Origin of the sequence: Rhizobium sp. NLR8a (assembly GCF_019685235.1) — a bacterium.
Taxonomy (GTDB): domain Bacteria; phylum Pseudomonadota; class Alphaproteobacteria; order Rhizobiales; family Rhizobiaceae; genus Rhizobium.
The window spans coordinates 1-21,320 of sequence record NZ_JABDWI010000018.1; the positions used below are offsets into that span (position 1 = coordinate 1).

The window sequence follows — 21,320 nt, forward strand, 5'->3', positions numbered from 1 at the left end:
CAGGCTACGCCTGACATCGCTCCCGGGCATAACGTCCGGAATGAAATATCGCGGGGTGGAGCAGCCCGGTAGCTCGTCAGGCTCATAACCTGAAGGCCGCAGGTTCAAATCCTGCCCCCGCAACCAATCTTCCCAAAAAGCCCGCCTCGTGCGGGCTTTCTGTGTTTCCGGGAAACGTCAAAGCATGCGTTCAGCGAACGGCGCCGGAGTCCGATCTCTCACGTTCAGCTCGTTGCGGGCCAGGAATTCCGCGGGCCGGATCGTCTGCAATGCATTTGCTGCTTCTCTGAAATAGGGGAGCGTTTGCCAGAGCGTGCGGTCGCCGACGATGTAGAAACGACGCTTGGCGCGCGTCAGCGCCACGTTCAACAGGTTTGGCTTGGATGCGGCCCAGCCGGCCGCTCCGCGATGCTCGGCATCGGCGCCGAGGACCATGAAAACGATATCTTCTTCCTTGCCCTGGAAGGTGTGAACCGTGCCGACCCGTTCCTGAAGCCATTTCTGCAGTTTCGCTGGAGATCCGCGCGCATATCCGTCTTGGTCGATCCAGACCGCATGGAAAAGAGCCCGTCTCAAACTGGTCTTGATCTCCTTGAACGGGGAGATGAGGTAGATGTCCGGCAATGCACCGTCTCGGCGATAAGTCGAGGCGAGGAGGTCGACGATGAAGTCGGTCTGCTCGGCAACGGCCTGTTTGCCCGATACCTTGCCCTTGATGTCGATCCAGGCGCTGTCGCCATAAAAGGGCGATGCGTCGCCGGCCGGTCGGCGCTCGTGCAGCCCGAAGATCATCTTGTTCTGATAGGCGATCTGATTGGCAAGGCTGAACATCGGATCGATGCAGCGTCGATGCACCCTGAGTGGGCTGCCGATCCAGAGCCGATCTGCCTCTTCGCCCTGAAGCGTCGTTCCGTAGCGATTGGCGGCATCGGCCAGCATCTGCACCGACGCCCTGTTCGGCGAATATTGACCTGCCGCCGTGTGGGGTGAAAGAGCCGAGGCGCCTGAAATCAGCGCGCTCGGAAGCGTGAAAACCGGTTCGATCTGCAAGGGATCGCCGATCACCATGACGCGGCGCGCCCGCAACAAAGCCCCGACCGCCGCCTGCGGCACCGCTTGGCCGGCTTCATCGATGAAGACCCAGCCGATCGAGCCGGGCTTGAGCCCGCGGAACTGCTTGGCAAAGGACGCGAACGTCGTGGAGACGATCGGAACGATCATGAAAAGGCTCTGCCAGATCGATGCGATGTGTTTGTCATCGACGGGATTGTTGTTGGAAAGCAGCTTGGTGATGGCAACGATATTTCCGCCAAAACCTCCGCCCTTCCTGCCGACATCGGCCAACCAAGCTTCATGCAGCGTCAGCGCTGCTTCCAGCAATGCCGAACGCAGAGCCGCCAGTTCGTCCTGATGCCAGAGACCGTCGATCTGCACCTGATCCTTATCGAGATCGGTGAGACGCTCCGGTGCGGTGGGACGATCGAGAATTTCCCCCAGCCGCTCGAGTTCCTCCTTTTTCGCAGACCAGATTTTTCGTCGTGACCGCAGGGACCGTTCGGCCCGGTCATGCGCTCGCAAAGCCAGTTCCAGCGCGGGTCTTTCGGTTTTTGCAAGCCGATCTTCGCATTCGGCCAGCGCTTTACGCAGTTCCAGCTGCTTCCGCGCATTGCCGATGACGTCTTGCCGATGCTGCCGGGCCGGGTTGGTCGAGAGCACCCTCTTCCATCGTGCAGGAGCGCTGCGGTCGAGCAACTGTTGCTCCTCCTTCAGATAAGCCAAACCGTCGGCGATGCGGCGCATTTCGGTCGCCAGCATCTCGCATCGGTTCTGCGCATGCAAAACTTCGTCCGCGGCGGCGGCCACCCTCTCAAGCGCCTCGCGGCAGAATGCATCCTGCGAAACGGGTGCTATTTCATCGCGGAGATCGGCATAACGCGCATATTGGCCGATCTTTTCGCGAACCATCTCGTCGGCGGCATGAAAAGCCGATGCCGCTTCGGCAAAGCTTGGCCCCTCATAGCTCTTCAACCATTCCCAGATGGTCTGCGGCTTTGCGGCGCCCGACCAGCCGGGCTTCGGCCTTTCGGCGATTTCCATGAAGGCGAAACGTTCCTTGAAGGCTCGGCGGTTTCTGGAGTTGCCGAGCGCACAGGCGATCAACCCCCACGGGCGATCGCCGTCGGAGAGCTTGATGACCGCTCCATTGTCTTTCTGGCAGGCGATCTTGTGCGCGACCGTCTGCAGATATTGAAATGAAGATGTCCTTGCGATCGAGCTCTGCTTGGGAAGGTCGCGCGAAATATTCTCCACGGCGGCATTGTTGGAGGAGGCGACGACCATTTCGAACCCGGCAAGAGCCGGGATCAGCGCGGATATGGAGGCGGTGCTCCGATCCGCAAAACCGACACGGCGCAGCGTTCCGTCAAAGGCGTCGCGCGCCATCGTCAAGGAGGAGAGCACCCGGGCGCGCCGAACGATATTGTCGGCGAACATGTCCCGCAGCAGGGTCGTCTTTCCGGTGCCCGGCGGGCCGTTGACTGAGAACAATCCCGTTTCCGACAGGCCGCCGATCGCCGAATTGATCGCGAACTGTTGCATGAGGCTCATTGCAAGGTGAGGCTCGCTCAGCCAGCGTCCACGGTTGAGATTGCCGGGATGCAGCGCCCGAATGATCGACCGGCGCCCTTCCTCCGAATAAAGGTCGACCCGATTTTCACCTGCCGGCGGGTTGAGGTACCGCCGGAGCGGCTCCGGGATATTGCCCTGCTTGACGCAGATCATCGCCCGTTCGATATCCTCGATGAAGAAGCTGTTCAGAATGCCAATGTCTTCATCAAGGCTTGCACTTTCGTCTTCCTCGTCGGCATTGGATGCATGGTCCTCCTGTTGAGGCGGCAACGAGATCAGCTCGGGTCTTTCCGCCCTGTCGCGGTAGCGGATTTCAACGGCGGCGATGGGCTTTTCCTGGCGCGAGGCAAAACCCGCCCAATCGCAGAGCAATTCGTGCAGCGCCAGGATTTCGACGGCATCGATCGGCTGATCGGCGGCAGCCTCGAAGGATGAAGATCCCAGCTGTCGCTGCGCCTGAAAGTTCTGAAGTAATTCCGACAGCTGCCGCTTGCCGTCTGCAAATGCCTCATGGCTGAGCGAGGAGAGACCGGTTTTCCGTACCCGTCCGAGGGCCCACGGAAGCGTCGAGACGGAAAATGTTTCGAACATCGGCTGTCCGAGCGGAGTAAGCTGCAGGCTGGCAAAGCAGGTATCGCCATCGAGATCGCCGCGTTCGGCATCCTCATACTCGGCAATGTCGACCGCAGCGCTGTCGAAGTGCCTGCGGATCTCGGCAATCTCGGATTTGCTGAAAACGCCGAGGAACAGGGTAAAGCCGGTGATCTGCTTCTCCTCGGGTATGACAGGACGGCTGAGTGCAGCGCTGTCCTGCAAGAGCGTCTCTGCATGTAGCCAGAAAACGGTCCGTCCTTCGCCGGAGGCGAGGCGACTGGAGAGATCATAAGGTATGAAAAACTCGATTTTATGCCAGAAATCGAGAATGGCCAGAAGCCGTTCCCGTTCCGCCCTGTCCGCATCAATCTGCATGACGTCTCACTGAGGAGTGCAAAATAGGCTCACGCCTCTTTTAGCAGCGATTGCAGCTCAAAATCAAAGAGCATGGTGATGATGCGCCCGGTCGGGTGCATTTCAACAGCCGCGCAAGCGTGCCAGTGCAGACGCGGCCGCCTTTCTTCACCTTGCAGGCGCCCCCTGTTCCAGCCCACGAGGGTCTCCGGCACGATATCAGCCCTGCGATGCAGCCGGAATGCGAGGCTTCTGCCAGGCATCACCGGGTTGAGCGCCAACTTGCGAGCGTTTCGCTTGTCTCGTAATCTTCAGGGGCAGATCGCAAAAATATTACAATTTGTACTGAAACATTACATCCACTGAATTATCTATAGTGGGGGCAAATATAACCTCGAAGTATAAGGATGGATAAAAATACAACCGATACGCAGTATCTTATTGTTTCTCGCTCCCTAAAACTAATCACTTTGGGCCATTTCCTTCCTTCTCAATCCGTATTAACATAATTAAGAAATGTCTAAAGAAGAAGGCGATGTCACAATAGGACCGGCATTTCATACTATCTTATACCTGCCATCGCTTCATGTTTGAGTAAAGTGTACCGCTAGGGGAGGCGTATATGTTCATGACAGGCTCAGGAATGGAGAATGCGGACCAGGCAAGAAAGTCTAGCCCATCCGGAGATACTATCCTTGTAGTAGCCAAGGCTGATCTGTTTTCAGAATGCATGGTGGAAGCGCTGGCAAAGAAATTTCCCAATTGCGATGTGCCAAGCATAACGAACGCAAATCCGATGCTGGAAAAGGATACCAGCGATATAAAGCTCGTCTTATTTTACCATATACCTGCGCCTGAGCTGCAAGACGCGCTGCAGGCGGTCAGAGAAAATCACCCGGAAACCTCGATCGGGCTTGTCGTCGAGGCCATCGACATGATGGAACCTTATGTCAGCCGTTTGGTGGAGGCAAGGATCATCGACGGCGTCCTGCCGCTTAATCTTCGACTTGATGTCTTCATGGCCGCAGTGGATCTGCTGATGAAAGGCGGGGAGCATTTTCCCTCCGCGCTTCTCAACCGCCTCACCAATAAGGGGGCCCAGCTGGAGCCCTCACTTTATCAGACCAAATCGGTTGATGCCGCCCGCAACAATGCGCTCAAGCTGAGACGCGACAGCATCTCCGCCTTGACGACCCGGGAGGTTCAGATCCTGGACCTCATCTGCAAGGGGACGCAGAACAAGATTATTGCCGACAAGCTGCATCTTTCCGAAAACACGGTGAAGGTTCACGTCCGCAACATCTATAAGAAGATGAACGTCCGAAACCGCACGGAAGCAGCGTCCCGCTTCTTCAACGACCATCCGGTCGGCGATGACGACATGTCCAGCCGGTGGCGCAACTGATCGATTGCGCCGCGCGCTTTTCATGCGCGCAACGAGCGTTGTCTCACTTTTGCGTTGAGCCTAGTTCTATCCTTAAATCGATTCCGATTTAAGGAATATGCAGCGGCGCTTTTGCTTCAGATCGAGGGACGCGCAAAGCAGCGCGACTTCTGCCCGAAGCCGCTTGGAGAGCAGATATAGCGCGCGGACCCGTGATAGGCGACGATGTGGGCTCGTGCCGCAGTCGGCCGAGCAGTTCGTTTTTCCGGGTAGGTATAGGCCTTCGACACGGACGGCGTCTCGACGACGACAACATTCTTTTTCGCGATGACCGCCATGTCGTCGTCAACCGCACAAGCCGTCGCTCCGATCGCAAGAAGCGTCGCTCCCCCGGCAAGCATCGCAAAATGAAATGGACGCCAGCCTTTCGGCTGGGCTGCGGCCCGATTTTTAAACATGACCAGATCCCTCGCATATGACGCTTCCGGATGCAAGACCGGTCGTGCAGTTCTGCGCGACCGACCTCTCCCCTCTTCTATCTCGTATTTATTGAGCAAAGCTTGAGCAGCGGCACGATTCCCGTTTTACGTGAGAAAACAAGTAAAATGATTAATCATTTGTTATTCTAAAGAACAACTATGTAATTATTTGGGATATTCTGCGCTTTTAAAGTTGACCACGGTAACAATCTCCCTATCATTTCAATAGTAAATGAGCTAACTGAAGAATAACCTCGAGGTTTATTCATGTATTTGTGCTTAGTTGCGTGAATATCCATCCGGGTAAGGGGGTGTGAAGCGTATCCATAAAACAAAGACTAAACCGTGGGGAGGAGTTTGTAATGCGTAGTTTCGTTCCCGGCGAAGGCTCTGAAGTAAAGAACATGGCGGTGCTCAAGTATATGGGCACCGCTCTTGTAAATGGCGGAGCCGGCTTTCTTGGCTCGCATCTCTGTGAAAGGCTTCTGCTGGGCGGCCACAGCGTCATATGCCTTGACAATTTTTCGACCGGCCGCCGTGCGAATGTCGAGCATCTCGCGTCGAACCCCCGCTTTCGCATCATCGAGCACGATGTCCGTCAGCCCTTCGATATCGAAGCGTCGCTGATCTTCAACTTCGCCTCGCCGGCCTCTCCGCCCGACTACCAACGGGACCCGGTGGGTACCCTGCTCACCAACGTACTTGGCGCCGTCAACACATTGGACTGCGCGCGAAAGACGGGCGCGATCGTCGTTCAGTCGTCGACCTCGGAAGTCTATGGCGACCCGACCCAGAGCCCGCAGCGCGAATCCTATTGCGGCAATGTCAACTCCATCGGACCGCGCGCCTGTTACGACGAGGGAAAACGCAGCGCCGAAACCCTGTTCTTCGACTACCACAGGACCTACGGCGTCGATATCAAGGTCGGCCGCATCTTCAACACCTACGGCCCGCGCATGCGCCTGGATGACGGCCGGGTGGTCTCCAACTTCATCGTGCAGGCCCTGCGCAACGCCGACCTGACCATCTACGGCGACGGCCAGCAGACCCGCTCTTTCTGTTATGTCGATGATCTTGTCGAAGGTTTTCTGCGTTTCTCGGCCTCCGGCAGTGCATGCCACGGCCCGATCAATCTCGGCAACCCGGGCGAGTTCACCGTCCGACGCTTGGCGGAGATCATCCGGGACCTCACGAATTCGCGTTCCCGCATCGTTCACCTGCCTGCTGTCGTCGACGATCCCCGCCAGCGGCGGCCGGACATCTCCCGGGCGAAGACGGAGCTGGCATGGCAGCCTCATATCGAGCTCGAAGCCGGCTTGGCGCGCACGGTCGAATATTTCGACGGCCTGCTAGCCGGGACGAAGCAGGCGGAGGCTGTATGAGATGCCCCGCTATATTCTCGTCACCGGCGGCGCCGGTTTCATAGGAAGTCACATCTGCAAAGCGCTGTCGCGCGTCGGGATGATTCCGGTTACCTACGACAACCTCTCGACCGGACATGCCGACAGTGTCCGCTGGGGCCCGCTCGTCCGCGGTGAGCTCGGCGACGCAGCCGCGCTACGCCAGACGATGGCTGAATTTTCGCCGGATTGCGTCATCCATTGCGGCGCCAACGCCTATGTCGGCGAATCCGTCGACATGCCGAGGAAATATTACCGCAACAATGTCGTCGGCAGTCTCACGCTGCTCGAGGCCTGTCTCGACCAGGACATCGACAAGATCGTCTTTTCGAGCAGCTGCGCCACCTATGGCGTTCCCGCCTCGTTGCCGGTACGGGAGGAAAGCCTGCAGCAACCGGTCAATCCATATGGCCGCACCAAGCTGATCTTCGAGATGGCGCTCGAGGATTTTGCTGCCGCCTACGGCATCCGCTTCGCCGCCCTGCGTTATTTCAACGCGGCCGGCGCCGACCCGGAGGGCGAGCTTTCTGAGCGTCACGAGCCCGAGACACATCTCATTCCTCGCGCCCTCCTGGCTGCCGCCGGCAGGCTGGAGCGGCTCGATATCTTCGGCACCGACTATTCGACCGAGGACGGAACCTGTGTTCGCGACTATATCCATGTCAGCGATCTTGCGCAGGCGCATTTGGCCGCCGTCAACCACCTGATCGCAGACGGCGCCTCGCTCAGCGTCAATCTCGGTTCCGGCCGCGGCACGTCAGTGCGCGAGATCCTCGACGCGGTCTATCGCGCCAGCGGCCGCGAAGTCCCCGTCCGTTATCGCGCTCGCCGCCCCGGCGATCCGCCGATCCTCTTTGCCAATACGGCTCGGGCCAAAGCAGAGCTCGGCTTCGTGCCGGCTCTTTCGGATCTCGACACCATCATCCGCACGGCCGGACCCACCTTCGGGCTGGAGGTGACGGCATGAGCCTGGTTTCGGAGATCGATCACCGGATCAGGACGGCGAAAGCCGCCGCTGATGCATTCAACCCGGTTTTCACCGGTCGGAAGCGTGTCGCCTATGGTTTCGGCATCTTCTGCTGGCTGGCGGCACTCGGCTATTTCTGGATCTGGTGGTGTCAGTCCGCCCATATCATCTCCTGGTCAGCCTTCGTGCTCGTCACCGTCGTGCTTGCCTGGATCACGCTTGTGCCTGCCTATTTCATCCTGATCTTCCTCGATGCGAGAGCGATCAGTTCGCGCGCCCGGCTGCCGGAAGGACGCGTGGCGATGGTCGTCACCAAGGCGCCGTCCGAGCCCTTTGCCGTCGTCCGCGCCACGCTTCAGGCGATGCTCGATCAGACCGGTGTCGACTTCGATGTCTGGCTGGCCGACGAGGATCCTTCCGCGGAAACCAGACGCTGGTGCGCCGAGCACGGCGTGCTGATCTCGACGCGAAAGGGCGTGGCGGAGTATCACCGCACGACCTGGCCGCGCCGGACGCGGTGCAAGGAAGGCAATCTTGCTTATTTCTACGACCATTTCGGTTATGCGCGTTACGATTTCGTCGCCCAGTTCGATGCCGATCATGTGCCGACACCGACTTATCTCCGTGAAGTCCTGCGCCCCTTCGCCGATCCTGGCGTCGGCTATGTTTCCGCTCCCAGCATCTGTGATGCGAATGCCGCGGCGAGTTGGGTCGCGCGCGGCAGGCTCTACGCAGAGGCAAGTCTGCACGGCTCGCTGCAGACCGGTTACAACAATGGCTGGGCGCCCCTTTGCATCGGCTCCCACTATGCGGTCCGCACATCAGCCCTTCGCCAGATCGGGGGCCTTGGGCCCGAGCTTGCCGAAGATCATTCGACCACGCTGATGATGAACGCCGGCGGCTGGCGCGGCGTCCACGCGATCGATGCGATCGCTCATGGCGACGGCCCGGCGAATTTCGTCGATCTCGCCGTGCAGGAATTCCAGTGGTCGCGCAGCCTCGTCACCATCCTGCTGCAATATTCCCGCCGCTATGTCATCCATCTGCCCTGGCGGCTGAAATTCCAGTTCGTCTTTTCGCAGCTGTGGTATCCGCTCTTCTCCACCGTCATGGCAGTGACGTTCCTGCTGCCGGTGGCCGCCTTGCTGACGGGCCAGGTCTTCGTCAACGTGACCTATCCGGATTTTCTGCTGCATTTCGCGCCGATATCGATCGTGCTGGCGCTCTTTGCTTTCTTCTGGCGGGCCACGGGAACTTTCCGGCCGTGCGATGCGAAACTGTTTGGCTGGGAAGGGCTCGCCTTCATCTTTCTGCGCTGGCCATGGTCGCTGGCCGGCAGCCTGGCCGCCATTCGCGACCATGTCTCCGGTTCTTTCGTCGACTTTCGCATCACCCCGAAGGGAAAGCAGCAGCAGCAGTCTTTGCCGCTGCGTGTCGTTGCGCCCTATCTTGCTCTCGCGGGGCTTTGCGCCGCGGCCATGGCGCTCGCCGGCGAGGCCGCCGCTCAGGGCTTCTATCTTTTCGCCGCGATGAACCTCGCGATCTATCTGTCGTTGACGGTGCTGATCGTCATTCGCCATGCGATCGAGAACGGCCTGCCGCTGCTGCCGCAATCGCGCGGCCTTTGGTTCGCGACGGCAATGGGTTTGGCGATCTGTGTCACCGGCGGCATGCAGGCGGGCAATCACGGTCTGCGCGGCCTCGAAGCCCTTTCTCATGGCCAGACGCTTGTCAGTTTCAGCCAATCGCAATTTGCCGTCGCCGGGGCCGGGCTCGGCAAGACCAGGACCGTGAAGTTTCGCCTCAGGTGGAATGGATTCGGAAGCACGGGACGGGACCAACAGGGTGTTTGAACCGGCCAACCGGCATGTGTCGAGAGGAGTATACAATGAGCATCGGATCGAGACTGTATGGCATAGCCCTGGCTCTCAGCCTGTGCCTGCCTGTGGTGGCGCAAGCTGCCGAGGCCGCTAAGAAGCCGCCGACACCGCTCAGCGCCTATGAACTCTATCGTATCTACGGTGACAAGACCTGGACCTGGGGCACCGGCGGCGGCCGTTTCTTCGATGAGGGCCGGCGGTTCGTGGCCTGGACCAACGACAAGGGCAAGCAGTCCTTCGCCGAAGGCAAATGGGTGGTCGACGATCTCGGCCAGCTCTGCATGCGCGCGACCTGGACGAATGCCGAGGGAGCAGCGCGTGCCAGCACCTGTTTCGGTCACCGCAAGATCGGCAACACGATCTACCAGCGCCGTCAGCCCGACGGCGATTGGTACGTCTTCCGCCATTCTTCGGTGCGCCAGGATGACGAATTCCGCAAGCTCGTCTCCACGGATACCGTCAGCGCCAAGGCGTATGACCTGAAGCAGCTCCTGCTGCATCAGGAAATAGCCCGAAAAGGAGGGTGAGCCATGAAGAAGCTGACGAAAAATCACCTCTCCACCGCCGCCATCGCGCTGCTGCTGTTGTGCGTCGCGGAACTGCCGGGCCGAAGTGAGGTGCAATATGCGGGCATTGCGTCGAACCCGGCGGCGAGCGCGCGGACGATCATCGACAAACGCCCGGTCGTTCATGCCGATGGCATCAAGTTCGGCGCCTACGACCCGCATGGGGATTTCGGCGCTCAGGCCAACGTTTCGACCGAAGCTCTGTTCTTGCCGTGGGAAGACGTTGACCTGGAGACGCTGCGCATCGCGGATGCCTATGCGCTGGCCAGGGGCCGCAACCTGCTGATAACGGTGGAGCCTTGGTCCTGGGATGTCGATTGGCGGCTGACCTCGGGCGAGCTTCGCGCAAAGGTTCTGCGCGGCGACTACGATGTCAACATGCGGGCGATCGCGCAAATGATATCCCAGCTGAAAAGCCCCGTGATCCTCCGCTGGGGACAGGAGATGGAAGACAAATCCGGGCGGTTTTCGTGGGCCGGCTGGGACCCGCAAGACTATATCACCGCCTACAAAAGAATGATGGACATCCTCCGCGAGGAGGCGCCCGGCACCGAAATAATGTGGTCGCCGAAGGGCCTGCCGGGCCTGCAGGACTACTATCCCGGCGACGATTATGTCGATCTCGTCGGATTGTCGGTCTTCGGGCTGGAGCGCTATGATGAACTTGCTTACAACACGCACCGGACCTTTTCGGAGGCGCTGAAGCAGGGGTATGATCTCGTCGCCGGCTACGGAAAGCCCATCTGGGTCGCAGAGCTCGGCTACGAAGGCGGCGACGCCTATATGAGGCCCTGGATCGACACCGCGACTCTGAAGCAGGGCGCCTTCCCGAACCTTCGGGAAGTGGTCTATTTCAATGACCGGGACGTGAACGCCTGGCCGTTCAATCTCGGCCGGCCTGACTGGCGCGTGGTCGAGAGCTTGGCGGCCAACTGATGTTGCGAGGGAGAGGCCCGCCGGGGTTTGCGGCCCTCTCCTTTCATATCAGGCAGGCGATCATCCCTTGAGCGTTGCCTTACCCTCTTCGACGAGCCGGGTCGCCGCATCGGCGGGCGAGGTCCGTTCGAAGGCGAGTTCGTCGCAGATCGGGCGCAGCACGCGCTGGTCGAATTGCGTTGCACCCATCGGCACCGGCGGCGGATATTCGCCGACCTGATCCTTGAGCATATTGACGTATTTGACCGTTTCCTGCTCAGTCGGGTTCAGCTGCGGTAGAATGGCTTCACGCACGGCCGGCGACATCGGCACGCCGCGCTCGACGCCGAGAATCTTGCCGGCTTCGATGTCGTTGACGAAGAAGTCGATAAATTTCGCGGCCGCTTCGCCATTCCTTGTCGTGGCGCCGACACTCCAGATCAGCGCAGGGCGGTAATAGTGGCCCGACGGCCCGCCCTTCCTTTCCCGCGGCAGCATGGTGATGCCGATTTTGTTCTTGATGATCAGCTGATAGCCGATCATCTGGTTGGAATAGGCCATGCCGATCACCGATTTGCCGAGACCGAGGGCGTTGGTGTCGATGGTGTTCTGATCGAGCGTCTGGACGTCGGCAGCAACGGTGCCTCCTGCCTTGCGCAGCTTCTCCCAATAGTCGAACCACTCCGTGGCATCGTCGGCCGTGAAACCGAGACCGACCGTTTCCTTAGCAAAGAGGCTTTTGCCGCGCTGGCGCAGCCAGGCATCGAAGACATAGGCGTAGCGGGCCGCATAAGGGCCGCCTGCCTTGCCCGAGGACTTGCCGAGTTCCACCGCGAGCTTGGCATATTCATCCCACGTCAGGTCGGGTGTCGGCACCGGAATGCCTGCCTTTTCGAATTCCACCGTGTCGAAGAACATTGAGAAAGAGTTGAGGCCGAGGCCGACACCGTAGAGTTTCCCGTCGATGGTGGTCAGTTTCAGCACGTCGGCACCGAAGGACTGAACCTTCAACGTCGAGGGGACGAATTCGTCGAGCGGCATGCAGGCGCCGCGCTTGGAATAATCGGAGATGGTTCCGGGCTCGAGCTGAAAGACGTCAGCGATCGAGCGGCCGGCCATCTGCGTGGCGAGCTTTGTCCAGTAGCCGTCGCCCGAAAGCGATTCACCGATGATCGTCACGCCGGGCGTTTTCGACTGGTAGAGTTTGGCGACGTCGAGCGTCCGCTTGGCGCGGTCGTTCGACCCCCACCACATGGCTCGCAGCTGCGTGTCTTCGGCAAAGGCCGGGACGGCGCTTCCGGCGCCAAAGGCAAGGCCGGCGAATGCACCGGCTGAACCCATCAGAAATGAACGGCGATTGACCTGCATCGGTATCCTCCCTTGTCCCAATATGTCCGCTGCCATCCTCCATGGCGTCGTCCGGCATTTTCGTGAGACAGGTTACGCAAAATAGAATTTATTGCAAGAAATAACTCTGGTATTGCAAATTTGCAATATTTGCATAAAGTTTGCCTATGAGCGATGAAAAAGTCAGACGGCTGCGACAGGCCGACATAGCCACATTGGCCGGCGTCTCCGTTTCGACCGTGTCGCGCGTGCTCGCCAACGAACCTGGGATCAGCGAAACCGTCCGGCGGCAGATATTGAAGGTGGCCGCCGAACACGGTTATCCGGTCAAACCTGCTGCCGAAGCCGTTGCCGGCGGGCTGGCGCTAATTGCCAGCGACGGCGTCACCGGCGGGCTCAGCGTCTTCTACGAAGCGATCGTCGACGGCTTGCGTACCGGAGCCGCCGAAGCGGGCATGCCCTTCGAAATTCGCATGGTCCGCGAGGATCGAATCACGCCGGATGCCCTGCGCGACTATATGCAGGCGGCGGGTGCCCAGGGTCTTTTTCTCGTCGGCATCGATCCCAACGACACTCTGCGTGATTGGCTGCGGGCCACCATGACGCCGACCGTGCTTGTCAATGGCACTGATCCCAGGATGCAGTTCGACGGTGTTTCGCCGGCTAATTTCTTTGGGGCCTACGAGGCGGCCAGCCGGCTGACGAGGGCTGGCCATCGCCGTATCCTGCATCTGAGCGGCTCTCACCGCCATACGATTCGGGAGCGCATTCGTGGCTTCGAGGCGGCGATCTCCGCCGTCCCCGGCGCCGAAGGACGATTCGTTTCGCTGGCGCTGCAGGGTAGCGCAAGCCGCGAGGCTCATGAACGCACCGCGGCAGTTCTTGCCGAGAATGCCGGCTTCACCGCGGCGTTCTGCATGAATGATTTCATTGCCGTCGGCGTATTGGAGGCGGTCACCGAAGCCGGCCTGCGAGTGCCGGACGATTTCGCGATTGTCGGCTTTGATGATCTGCCCTGCGCATTGATGACCAATCCGCGGCTTTCCACCATGCGGGTCGATCGGGCTGCCCTCGGGCGCGAGGCTGTGTCGATGATGCTCACCCGGTTCCGCAACCGAACAGCGGCTGCGCGCCACATCTGCCAGGCGGTCGTTCCCGTTCCGGGAGGGACCGTTGCCAATGCCGAGAACCCGTGAGGTGCCGATGACCTATGATCCCGCCAGCGCCAATCCGCTTGCCGGCAATCCGCTGGAAAGCCGCGCCGATATGAGCCGCGCTCTGCTCGCGCTCTTCGATCCGCTGCTTCCCTGTTTTTCCAAGGGCAATGCCCGCGTCAGGCTCAGTGGTCTCGCCGCCCATTTCGATCGGGCGGCCGCCGATCTCGAGGGTTTCGCCCGCCCGCTCTGGGGATTGGCCCCTTTTGGCGCCGGTGGTGGAGAATTCGCCCATTGGCATCGTTTTGCCGAAGGCCTCGCAAACGGCACCGACCCCGCCCATCCCGAATATTGGGGAACAGTCAACGGCCGGGATCAGCGGATGGTCGAGCTTGCTGCCCTCGGCTTTGCCCTGGCGCTGGTGCCGGAAAAGATCTGGGAGCCGCTTGATGCGCGCGCCCGTGGTAATATCGTCGCCTATCTCAAACATGCCAGGCAGTTCGACTATGCCGACAACAACTGGAAATTTTTCCGCATCTTCGTTGATATCGCCCTCGATCGTCTCGGCGTTGATTTCGACCGCAGCCTGACGCGGCAATATCTGCAGGAGCTCGAAGGCTTCTATATCGGCGACGGCTGGTATCGCGACGGAAACGTGCGCCGCATCGACCACTACATTCCCTTCGCCATGCATTTTTACGGGCTGATCTATTCGAAGCTCGTCGATGACGATTATGCGAAACGCTATCGCGAGCGCGCCATCTTCTTCGCCCGAGATTTCCGCCACTGGTTTGCCGCCGACGGCGCGACGATCCCCTTCGGCCGCAGCCTGACCTATCGGTTTGCCTGCGCTGGCTTCTGGTCGGCGCTCGCCTTTGCCGATCTCGAGGCTTTGCCCTGGGGCGAGGTCAAGCATCTCTGCCTGCAGCATCTGCGCTGGTGGAGGGACAAGCCGATTGCCGATCGTGACGGCGTTCTGTCGATCGGTTTCGGCTACCCGAACCTGCTGATGTCGGAGAGCTACAACTCCGCCGGCTCGCCCTATTGGGCCTTGAAGGCCTTTCTGCCGCTCGCAATCGCTGGGGATCATCCCTTCTGGACCGCCAGCGAGAAGGCGCCGGAGCCGGCGCCCGAGGTCGTTCCCCAGCGTCATCCCGGCATGGTTCTGATGCGGGCAGGCGGCGATGTCGTGGCGCTGTCTTCTGGCCAGGAAAACCTGCAGATGCGTTTTGGCACTGAGAAATACGCGAAATTCGCATATTCGGCCCGGTACGGCTTCAGCGTCGAGTCCGATGAACGCGGCTTTGCGCTGGCCGCCTTCGATTCGATGCTGGCCTTCAGCGATGACGGCCTGCACTACCGCGTGCGTGAAACGAATGAGGAAGCCCGGCTCGCGGGTGATGTGCTTCATTCGAGATGGTCGCCCTTCCCCGATGCCGAAGTCGAAACCTGGCTCGTGCCCGCCGCCCCCTGGCATATCCGCCTCCACCGGATCAGGTCGGGCCGGCCGCTGCGGATTGCCGAAGGCGGCTTTGCCACCGGCCGCCGCGACTTCGAGCAGGATCGGCTGTCGGCCTCGGAGGGGGCAGCCTATGCGATCGGTGAAGCCGATTTCACCGGCATTCTCGATCTCGGCTCTTCGATCAAACGTGTCGGGCTCGCGCAGAAGGCCCAACCCAACACCAATGTGATCGTCGCCAAGACCATCGTGCCACAACTGCGCGGTCAGATTCCGGCCGGCGAGACCATCCTGGTGACGGCGGTGCTGGCGCTCGACGATCCCGCCGCCGTCTCGTCGGCCTGGACGCAGCCGCCGAAAGCGCCCGATATTGCGGCGCTGCAGGCGCTGGTGCAGGAAAAGGGCGTGACCGTCAGCGCCATCGAAGCACCGGGTCAGATGCCATGAGGCGACCGGCCATCGTCCTTGCCATGGAGCCGTCCCGCACGGAGCATGTCCTGCCCGATGAGATCCTGCGCCGGCTCGATGCGATCGGCCGCCTGCTTGATCCCGAGCCGCTGCAGCGGCTGGACGACGCGCGGGCGAGACGCCTGCTTTCCCGAGCGGAAATCCTGATCACCGGCTGGGGTGCGCCCTGTGTCGGGCCTGAGATCCCTGCTGCCGCGCCGCGGCTGCGCCTCGTCGTCCATGCGGCCGGTACGGTCAAGGGCATCATCGATGACGCCATCTTCGAAGCCGGCATCGCGGTCAGCCACGCGGCCGAGGCCAATGCCGTGCCGGTTGCCGAATTCACGCTCGCCGCGATCCTTTTTGCCGGCAAACGCGCCTTCCGCTTCCGCGAGCTTTACGTCGGCGACCGCAATCGCGATCGGACTTATCCGATGCAGCGCGAAGCGATCGGCAATTATGGCCGAACCCTCGGCATCGTCGGCGCCTCGCGCATCGGCAGGCGGGTGATCGAACTCCTGAAACCTTTCGACTACAGGCTGCTGCTGTTCGATCCCATGCTCGATGCCGCCGAAGCAGCCGGTCTCGGAGCTGAAAAGGTCGATCTCGACGAATTGATGCGGCAAGCCGATATTGTTTCCCTGCACGCGCCGTCGCTGCCATCGACGCAGCATATGATCGATGCGCGAAGACTGTCGCTGATGAAGGACGGGGCAACGCTGATCAACACCGCGCGCGGAATCCTCATTGATGAGGCAGCCCTGCTTTCGGAGCTGAAGACCGGCCGCATCGACGCGGTGATCGACGTCACCGATCCGGAAATTCCGGAAGTGGGTTCGGCATTCTACGATCTGCCCAATGTCTTCCTGACGCCGCACATCGCCGGCGCCATCGGCCTGGAACGGGCGCGTCTCGGTGCGATGGCGGCGGACGAGGTCGAGCGTTTTACAACGGGCCGGCCGCTGCTCTACCAGATCAGCCGGCAGGATCTCGAAAATATCGCCTGACGCATCCCGTCAGGGACACGCGTCAGCGTGGTGATCTCAAGGAATTGGGCGAGCCGTCATTGGCAAGCTCGGGCATCAACTCGGCGATATCGACCACCTTGCCGGTGCGCGAGCTCGTCAGCGCCGCAATGCCGCAGAGCACGGACATGGCGCCCGCCCGTGTGCCGGCGCGCTGGCCGAGCCGATCTTCCATGCCGGGCTTGAAGATCATGTTGCGCATCCGATCGTCGCCGCCGTAATGGCCGCCGGTGAAATGCGGCACGACGATGCGCTCCACCGCCTCCTTCCCATTCGGGAAATTGCGAATGAGAAGGATCGTGTCTTCCTTCGGCACCTCCCAGGGCTGAGCCTCATACTGGCGAAGCTCGATACGTCCCTTGGTACCGTTGAAGGCGAGGTGATGGCCTTCGATCGGCTGGAAGGTGTTCAGCGAATAGGAGACATGGACGTTGTTGCGGTAGCGGATGGACACGACCATCGTGTCGGGAATGTCGATATCTTCGCGGAAGACGCAGCCGTCTCGGAAATAGCCGTCGATCTTCGAAGGATCCTCGTAAAGCTGATCGAGAAAGGGATCCTTTTCGATATCGAGATAATAGTCGCATTCCTGCGCGTGCGGACAGAGCTTGCAGCGGGGGCCGCGGAACGGGCCCCTGCGGCCGTAGTTCTGCAGGTCGGCAAACGAGGTGACGGCTTCCGGATCGCTGTCGAGATACCAGTTCAGCAGATCGAAATGGTGGGTGGCCTTGTGGACGAACAGGCTGCCGGAATTTTCCGTATAGGCATGCCAGCGGCGGAAATAATCAGCGCCGTGCTTGGTGTTGAGGTACCAGTGAAAATCAACCGAGGTCACGCGGCCGATCTCACCGGCGTTCAGGAGCTCTTTGATCTTCGCGGCTGTCGGCGCATAGCGATAGTTGAAGGAGACGTCGACCCGGCGGCCGGAGCGGTTTTCGGCGTCGAGAATCCGGCGAATTTTCTCGATCGAAGTGGTCATCGGCTTTTCGGTGATGACATCGATGCCGGATTCCAGCGCCCGCACGATGATATCGTCATGCGTATGGTCGGGCGTGCAGACGATGGCAAGATCCGGCTTCTGCTCGGCGAGCATGGATTCGATGTTGTCATAGAGCGGCGCATTGCTGCCGATCATGTTGCGGGCGCGCTCGCCGCGTAGCGCGTTCTTTTCGACGATGGCTGTGAGATCGACATGTTCGCGCCAGCCGGCAAGCAGGTCTTTGCCCCACATGGTGGTGCCACGGTTACCGGTGCCGATCAGGGCAAAACGGCGTTTCTCCATCGAATGACTCCTCTTTCATACGTGATGAAACAATGGGATTTCAGAGCAATTCCAGCAAAAGTGTGCAGCGGTTTTTGCGTCCGGAATTGCGTAAAAACAAAGAGATAGAGCATTTTCGTGTTTCGAAGAAAAACGGAAATGCTCAAGAATCACATCTGGCAGCAGCTCCGGAACCGCTCGACGCAGGTGGCGATCACCTCGTCGGCCGGACGCTTCCACCAGTTTTCGGCCGAGAAGATCTCCACTTCCTGTGCGCCGAAGAAACCGGCGGCTTCGATCATCCGTCTTATGCCCTTCAGGTCGATGACGCCATCGCCCATCATGCCGCGGTCAAGCAGCATGTCCTTCGTCGGCGCCAGCCAGTCGCAGATGTGATGGGCGAAGATACGGTTCATGCGTCCGGCGCGAGCAATCTGGTTGGCAAGATCGGGATCCCACCAGACATGGTAGACGTCAATCGCCACGCCGACATCCTCGCCGAGCGGCTCGCACATGTCGAGCGCCTGGCCGAGCGTGTTCACGCAGGCCCGGTCGGCGGCATACATCGGGTGCAGCGGCTCGATTGCAAGTTTCACGCCGGCAGCCTGCGCATGCGGCAGCACGGCGGCAATGCCGTCGAGTACCATCTGACGAGCCGCGACGATATCTTTCGATGCACCCGGCAAACCACCGACGACGAGCACGAGGCAATCGGCGGAAAAGGCGGCCGCCTCGTCGATGGCCCGTCTGTTGTCGTCGAGATTCTTCTGCCAGTCGGCCTCGTTTGCCGCCGGAAAGAAGCCGCCGCGGCAAAGGCCGGTCAGCTTGATACCGTTCGATTTAACGATCCGCACCGCCTCGTCGAGGCCGACCTTGGCGACCTGGTCGCGCCAGGGCGCGATCGAGGTGATGCCGTGTTTCAGGCAGGTATCGACGGCTTCGGCAAAGCCGCATTGCTCACGGATCGTCGCCAGATTGATCGAAAGTCCTTCGACCTGCATGTCATTCTCCTTCCGTCAGGTATAGCGGCGTCAGTTGACGCCGTGGACCGCGAGCACCTGGCGCATGCGGCTTGCGGCGAGTTCGGGATCAGCAAGAACCCGCGCCTTGTCGGCCAGTCGGAAGAGTTCGGCCAGATGCGCCAGCGAGCGGGTGCTCTGCTGGCCGCCGACCATGACGAAATGATCTTGCAGACCGTTGAGATAGGCGAGGAAGACGACGCCGGTCTTGTAGAAGCGGGTCGGCGTCTTGAAGATGTGGCGCGATAGCGGAACGGTCGGCTCGAGAAGGTCGAAGAATTCGTGGTTGCTCTTGCGGCCGAGCGCGTCGAGCGCAGCCGAAGCTGCCGGGGCGATGGCGTCGAAAATGCCGAGCAGCGCGTCGGAATGGCCCTCTTCGTCGCCGGCGATCAATTCCGCATAGTTGAAATCGTCGCCGGTATACATGCGCACGGATCTCGGCAGTTGCCGGCGCATGGTCACTTCCTTCTCCTTGGAAAGCAGCGAGATCTTGATGCCGTCGACCTTTGCAGCATTGGCTTCGATCACCTGCAGACACGTTTCCATTGCCTTCAGGTGATCGCCATTGCCCCAGTATCCCTCGAGCGCCGGGTCGAACATTTCTCCCAGCCAGTGGATGATGACGGGTTCCTTGACCTGGCGAAGGATGCGGTCATAGACCCTGATATAGTCGTCCGGCCCCTTGGCCGCGACGGCAAGCGCCCGACTTGCCATCAGGATGATGCGGCCGCCGGCCGCCTCCACCGTTTCGATCTGCTCTTCATAGGCCCTGATGATCGTGTCGATGGTCACGTCCGGACCGGGTGACAGATGATCGGTGCCGGCGCCGCAGGCGATCAGCGCGTCCTTGCGGCCGGCCGCCTCGGCAAGCGCCCGGCGGATGAGGTCGCGGGCTTCCGGCCAGCCGAGGCCCATGCCGCGCTGTGCCGTATCCATCGCTTCGGCGACGCCGAGGCCGAGATCCCAGAGCCGGTGCCGGAAGGCGAGCGTCCGCTCCCAATCAATCGCCGGCGTCAGCCAGGGATCGTTGTCGGCAAGCGGATCGGCGACCACATGGGCAGCGGCAAAGGCGATGCGCGGAAAGCTCTTGGCATCGCGTTTTTTGAGTTCGATCGGCGTGCCGGCGAGCGCGTAGGGAACGATCTTGCCGTCGAGGGGAAGGTTGATCGTGCTCACGGCTCAGAACTCCAGTGCGGGGACGTCGAGCCAGCGGCGCTCGGCCCAGGATTTCAGCCCGAGTTCGGCGAGCTGCACGCCCTTGGCGCCGGCTTCCAGCCCGTAGGGCCACGGCGCGTCTTCGACCACGTGGCGGATGAACATTTCCCACTGCGCCTTGAAACCATTGTCGAAGGCCTGGGTATCCGGAACCTCATCCCAGGTCTTGTAGAAGTCGATCGTCTGCGGCTGGTCGGGATTCCAGACCGGCTTCGGCGTGTTGACACGGTGCTGGCTCCAGCATTTCGTCAGGCCGGCGACGGCCGAGCCATGCGTGCCGTCGACCTGGAAGGTGACGAGGTCGTCGCGGCGCACGCGAACGGCCCAGGAGGAGTTGATCTGGGCGATCGCCCCGCCGTCGAGCTCGAAGGTCGCATAGGCCGCATCGTCGGTGTCGCAATCATACGGCTTGCCCTGCTCGTCGATGCGCCGCGGAATATGCGTGGCGCCGAGGCAGGAGACGGCCTTGACCTCGCCGAACAGGTTGTCCAGCACGTAGCGCCAGTGGCAGAGCATATCGAGGATGATGCCGCCGCCGTCGGCCTTGCGGTAGTTCCAGGAAGGGCGCTGGGCGGGCACGCCCCAATCGCCTTCGAAGACCCAGTAGCCGAATTCGCCGCGCACCGAGTGGATCTTGCCGAAGAAGCCGGAATCCTTCAGCAGCGCCAGCTTTCGCAGGCCGGGCAGGAAGAGCTTGTCCTGCACGACGCCGTGCTTGAGGCCGGAGCGCCGTGCCTTGCGGGCGAGATCGATCGCAACCTGCAGATCGTCGGAAATCGGCTTTTCGCAATAGACGTGCTTGCCGGCGTCGAGCGCCTTGGACAGAAGCTCGGCGCGCATCAGCGTCGTGCCGGCATCGAAGAAGATCGTGTCGTCGGGATTGGCCAGCGCAGCATCGAGATCGGTCGACCAGCGCTTGATGGTGTGCTTTTTCGCCAGCTCTTCCATCTTGGCGCCGTTGCGGCCGACGATGATCGGGTCGATCTCGAGTTTCTCGCCCGATTTCAGCGTGATGCCGCCCTGGTCGCGGAAGGCCAGGATAGAGCGCACCAGGTGCTGGTTGTAACCCATGCGGCCGGTGACGCCGTGCAAGATGATCCCCAAGCGTGCCATATTTTCCTCCCTGCAATCTTTTGCGGTGGGAGCGGGCGTCCTCGCCCGGCCCTCCCAAGCCGGTAACTAAACGGTTACTTGATGGCAGAAGAGCGGCGAGCCTGTCAATAGCC

17 protein-coding genes and 1 tRNA gene are annotated in these 21,320 nt (G+C 60.7%); 10 read left to right on the plus strand and 8 right to left on the minus strand.

Annotated elements, in window-relative coordinates; translation table 11 throughout:
* Window positions 1-49: 49 nt before the first annotated feature.
* Window positions 50-126: transfer RNA gene (locus tag HJC04_RS28495), tRNA-Met, on the plus strand.
* A gap of 51 nt (window positions 127-177) precedes the next feature.
* On the opposite strand, the gene HJC04_RS28500 is transcribed toward HJC04_RS28495, so the two are convergent.
* On the minus strand, window positions 178-3,597 hold the full coding sequence (locus HJC04_RS28500; RefSeq protein ID WP_221147643.1) for a DEAD/DEAH box helicase: 3,420 nt from the start codon (window positions 3,595-3,597) through the stop codon (window positions 178-180).
* 29 nt (window positions 3,598-3,626) lie between these two features.
* Window positions 3,627-3,776 carry a hypothetical protein gene (locus tag HJC04_RS28505; RefSeq protein ID WP_221147644.1) on the minus strand — a complete coding sequence of 50 codons (150 nt, stop codon included), beginning with the start codon at window positions 3,774-3,776 and terminating at the stop codon, window positions 3,627-3,629.
* Between the two features lie 422 nt (window positions 3,777-4,198).
* On the opposite strand from HJC04_RS28505, the gene HJC04_RS28510 reads away from it, so the two are divergent.
* Window positions 4,199-4,981, plus strand: a complete 783-nt coding sequence (locus HJC04_RS28510) for a response regulator transcription factor (RefSeq protein ID WP_210629699.1) — start codon at window positions 4,199-4,201, stop codon at window positions 4,979-4,981.
* Between the two features lie 116 nt (window positions 4,982-5,097).
* On the opposite strand, the gene HJC04_RS28515 is transcribed toward HJC04_RS28510, so the two are convergent.
* A complete protein-coding gene (locus HJC04_RS28515) occupies window positions 5,098-5,418 on the minus strand; it encodes a hypothetical protein (RefSeq protein WP_210629698.1) in 321 nt (106 codons plus the stop codon).
* Between the two features lie 383 nt (window positions 5,419-5,801).
* Here HJC04_RS28515 and HJC04_RS28520 point away from each other — a divergent pair, with 383 nt between their 5' ends.
* Genes HJC04_RS28520 through HJC04_RS28540 form a run of 5 tightly spaced genes read left to right on the plus strand, consistent with a single transcriptional unit; the run spans window position 5,802 to window position 11,188 of the window.
* Window positions 5,802-6,821 (plus strand): UDP-glucuronic acid decarboxylase family protein, encoded by a 1,020-nt coding sequence (locus HJC04_RS28520; RefSeq protein WP_210629697.1) that lies wholly within the window; start codon window positions 5,802-5,804, stop codon window positions 6,819-6,821.
* A 1-nt stretch (window position 6,822) separates the two neighbouring features.
* Window positions 6,823-7,806 (plus strand): UDP-glucose 4-epimerase GalE, encoded by a 984-nt coding sequence (galE, locus tag HJC04_RS28525; RefSeq protein ID WP_210629696.1) that lies wholly within the window; start codon window positions 6,823-6,825, stop codon window positions 7,804-7,806.
* Window positions 7,803-9,659 (plus strand): glycosyltransferase family 2 protein, encoded by a 1,857-nt coding sequence (locus tag HJC04_RS28530; protein WP_210629695.1) that lies wholly within the window; start codon window positions 7,803-7,805, stop codon window positions 9,657-9,659. The genes galE and HJC04_RS28530 overlap by 4 nt, the downstream gene beginning before the upstream one ends.
* A gap of 35 nt (window positions 9,660-9,694) precedes the next feature.
* Complete coding sequence (locus tag HJC04_RS28535) at window positions 9,695-10,213, plus strand: DUF995 domain-containing protein (RefSeq protein WP_221147645.1); 519 nt, start codon at window positions 9,695-9,697, stop codon at window positions 10,211-10,213.
* Window positions 10,214-10,216: 3 nt separating this feature from the next.
* A complete protein-coding gene (locus tag HJC04_RS28540) occupies window positions 10,217-11,188 on the plus strand; it encodes a glycoside hydrolase family 26 protein (RefSeq protein ID WP_210629693.1) in 972 nt (323 codons plus the stop codon).
* A gap of 60 nt (window positions 11,189-11,248) precedes the next feature.
* On the opposite strand, the gene HJC04_RS28545 is transcribed toward HJC04_RS28540, so the two are convergent.
* Window positions 11,249-12,535, minus strand: coding sequence for an ABC transporter substrate-binding protein (locus HJC04_RS28545; RefSeq protein WP_210629692.1), 1,287 nt, complete (start codon window positions 12,533-12,535; stop codon window positions 11,249-11,251).
* Window positions 12,536-12,681: 146 nt separating this feature from the next.
* On the opposite strand from HJC04_RS28545, the gene HJC04_RS28550 reads away from it, so the two are divergent.
* The 3 genes from HJC04_RS28550 to HJC04_RS28560 are packed head-to-tail and all read left to right on the plus strand — an operon-like array spanning window position 12,682 to window position 16,581.
* Complete coding sequence (locus tag HJC04_RS28550; protein WP_210629691.1) at window positions 12,682-13,710, plus strand: LacI family DNA-binding transcriptional regulator; 1,029 nt, start codon at window positions 12,682-12,684, stop codon at window positions 13,708-13,710.
* A 7-nt stretch (window positions 13,711-13,717) separates the two neighbouring features.
* Window positions 13,718-15,574 carry a DUF2264 domain-containing protein gene (locus HJC04_RS28555; RefSeq protein ID WP_221147688.1) on the plus strand — a complete coding sequence of 619 codons (1,857 nt, stop codon included), beginning with the start codon at window positions 13,718-13,720 and terminating at the stop codon, window positions 15,572-15,574.
* On the plus strand, window positions 15,571-16,581 hold the full coding sequence (locus HJC04_RS28560) for a hydroxyacid dehydrogenase (RefSeq protein ID WP_221147646.1): 1,011 nt from the start codon (window positions 15,571-15,573) through the stop codon (window positions 16,579-16,581). Before HJC04_RS28555 ends, HJC04_RS28560 begins: the two co-directional genes overlap by 4 nt.
* A 22-nt stretch (window positions 16,582-16,603) precedes the next feature.
* Here the strand turns inward: HJC04_RS28560 and HJC04_RS28565 are convergent, their stop codons facing one another.
* The 4 genes from HJC04_RS28565 to HJC04_RS28580 form a co-directional block, all read right to left on the minus strand.
* The gene (locus HJC04_RS28565) at window positions 16,604-17,881 is read right to left on the minus strand and encodes a Gfo/Idh/MocA family protein (RefSeq protein WP_221147647.1); all 1,278 of its coding nucleotides are present in this window, start codon (window positions 17,879-17,881) and stop codon (window positions 16,604-16,606) included.
* Window positions 17,882-18,030: 149 nt separating this feature from the next.
* Window positions 18,031-18,861, minus strand: coding sequence for a sugar phosphate isomerase/epimerase (locus tag HJC04_RS28570; RefSeq protein WP_221147648.1), 831 nt, complete (start codon window positions 18,859-18,861; stop codon window positions 18,031-18,033).
* A 30-nt stretch (window positions 18,862-18,891) separates the two neighbouring features.
* Entirely contained in the window at window positions 18,892-20,055 is a 1,164-nt protein-coding gene (locus HJC04_RS28575; RefSeq protein WP_210629687.1) for a dihydrodipicolinate synthase family protein, read from the minus strand.
* 3 nt (window positions 20,056-20,058) lie between these two features.
* Entirely contained in the window at window positions 20,059-21,207 is a 1,149-nt protein-coding gene (locus HJC04_RS28580) for a Gfo/Idh/MocA family protein (RefSeq protein ID WP_221147649.1), read from the minus strand.
* Between the last annotated feature and the right edge of the window lie 113 nt (window positions 21,208-21,320).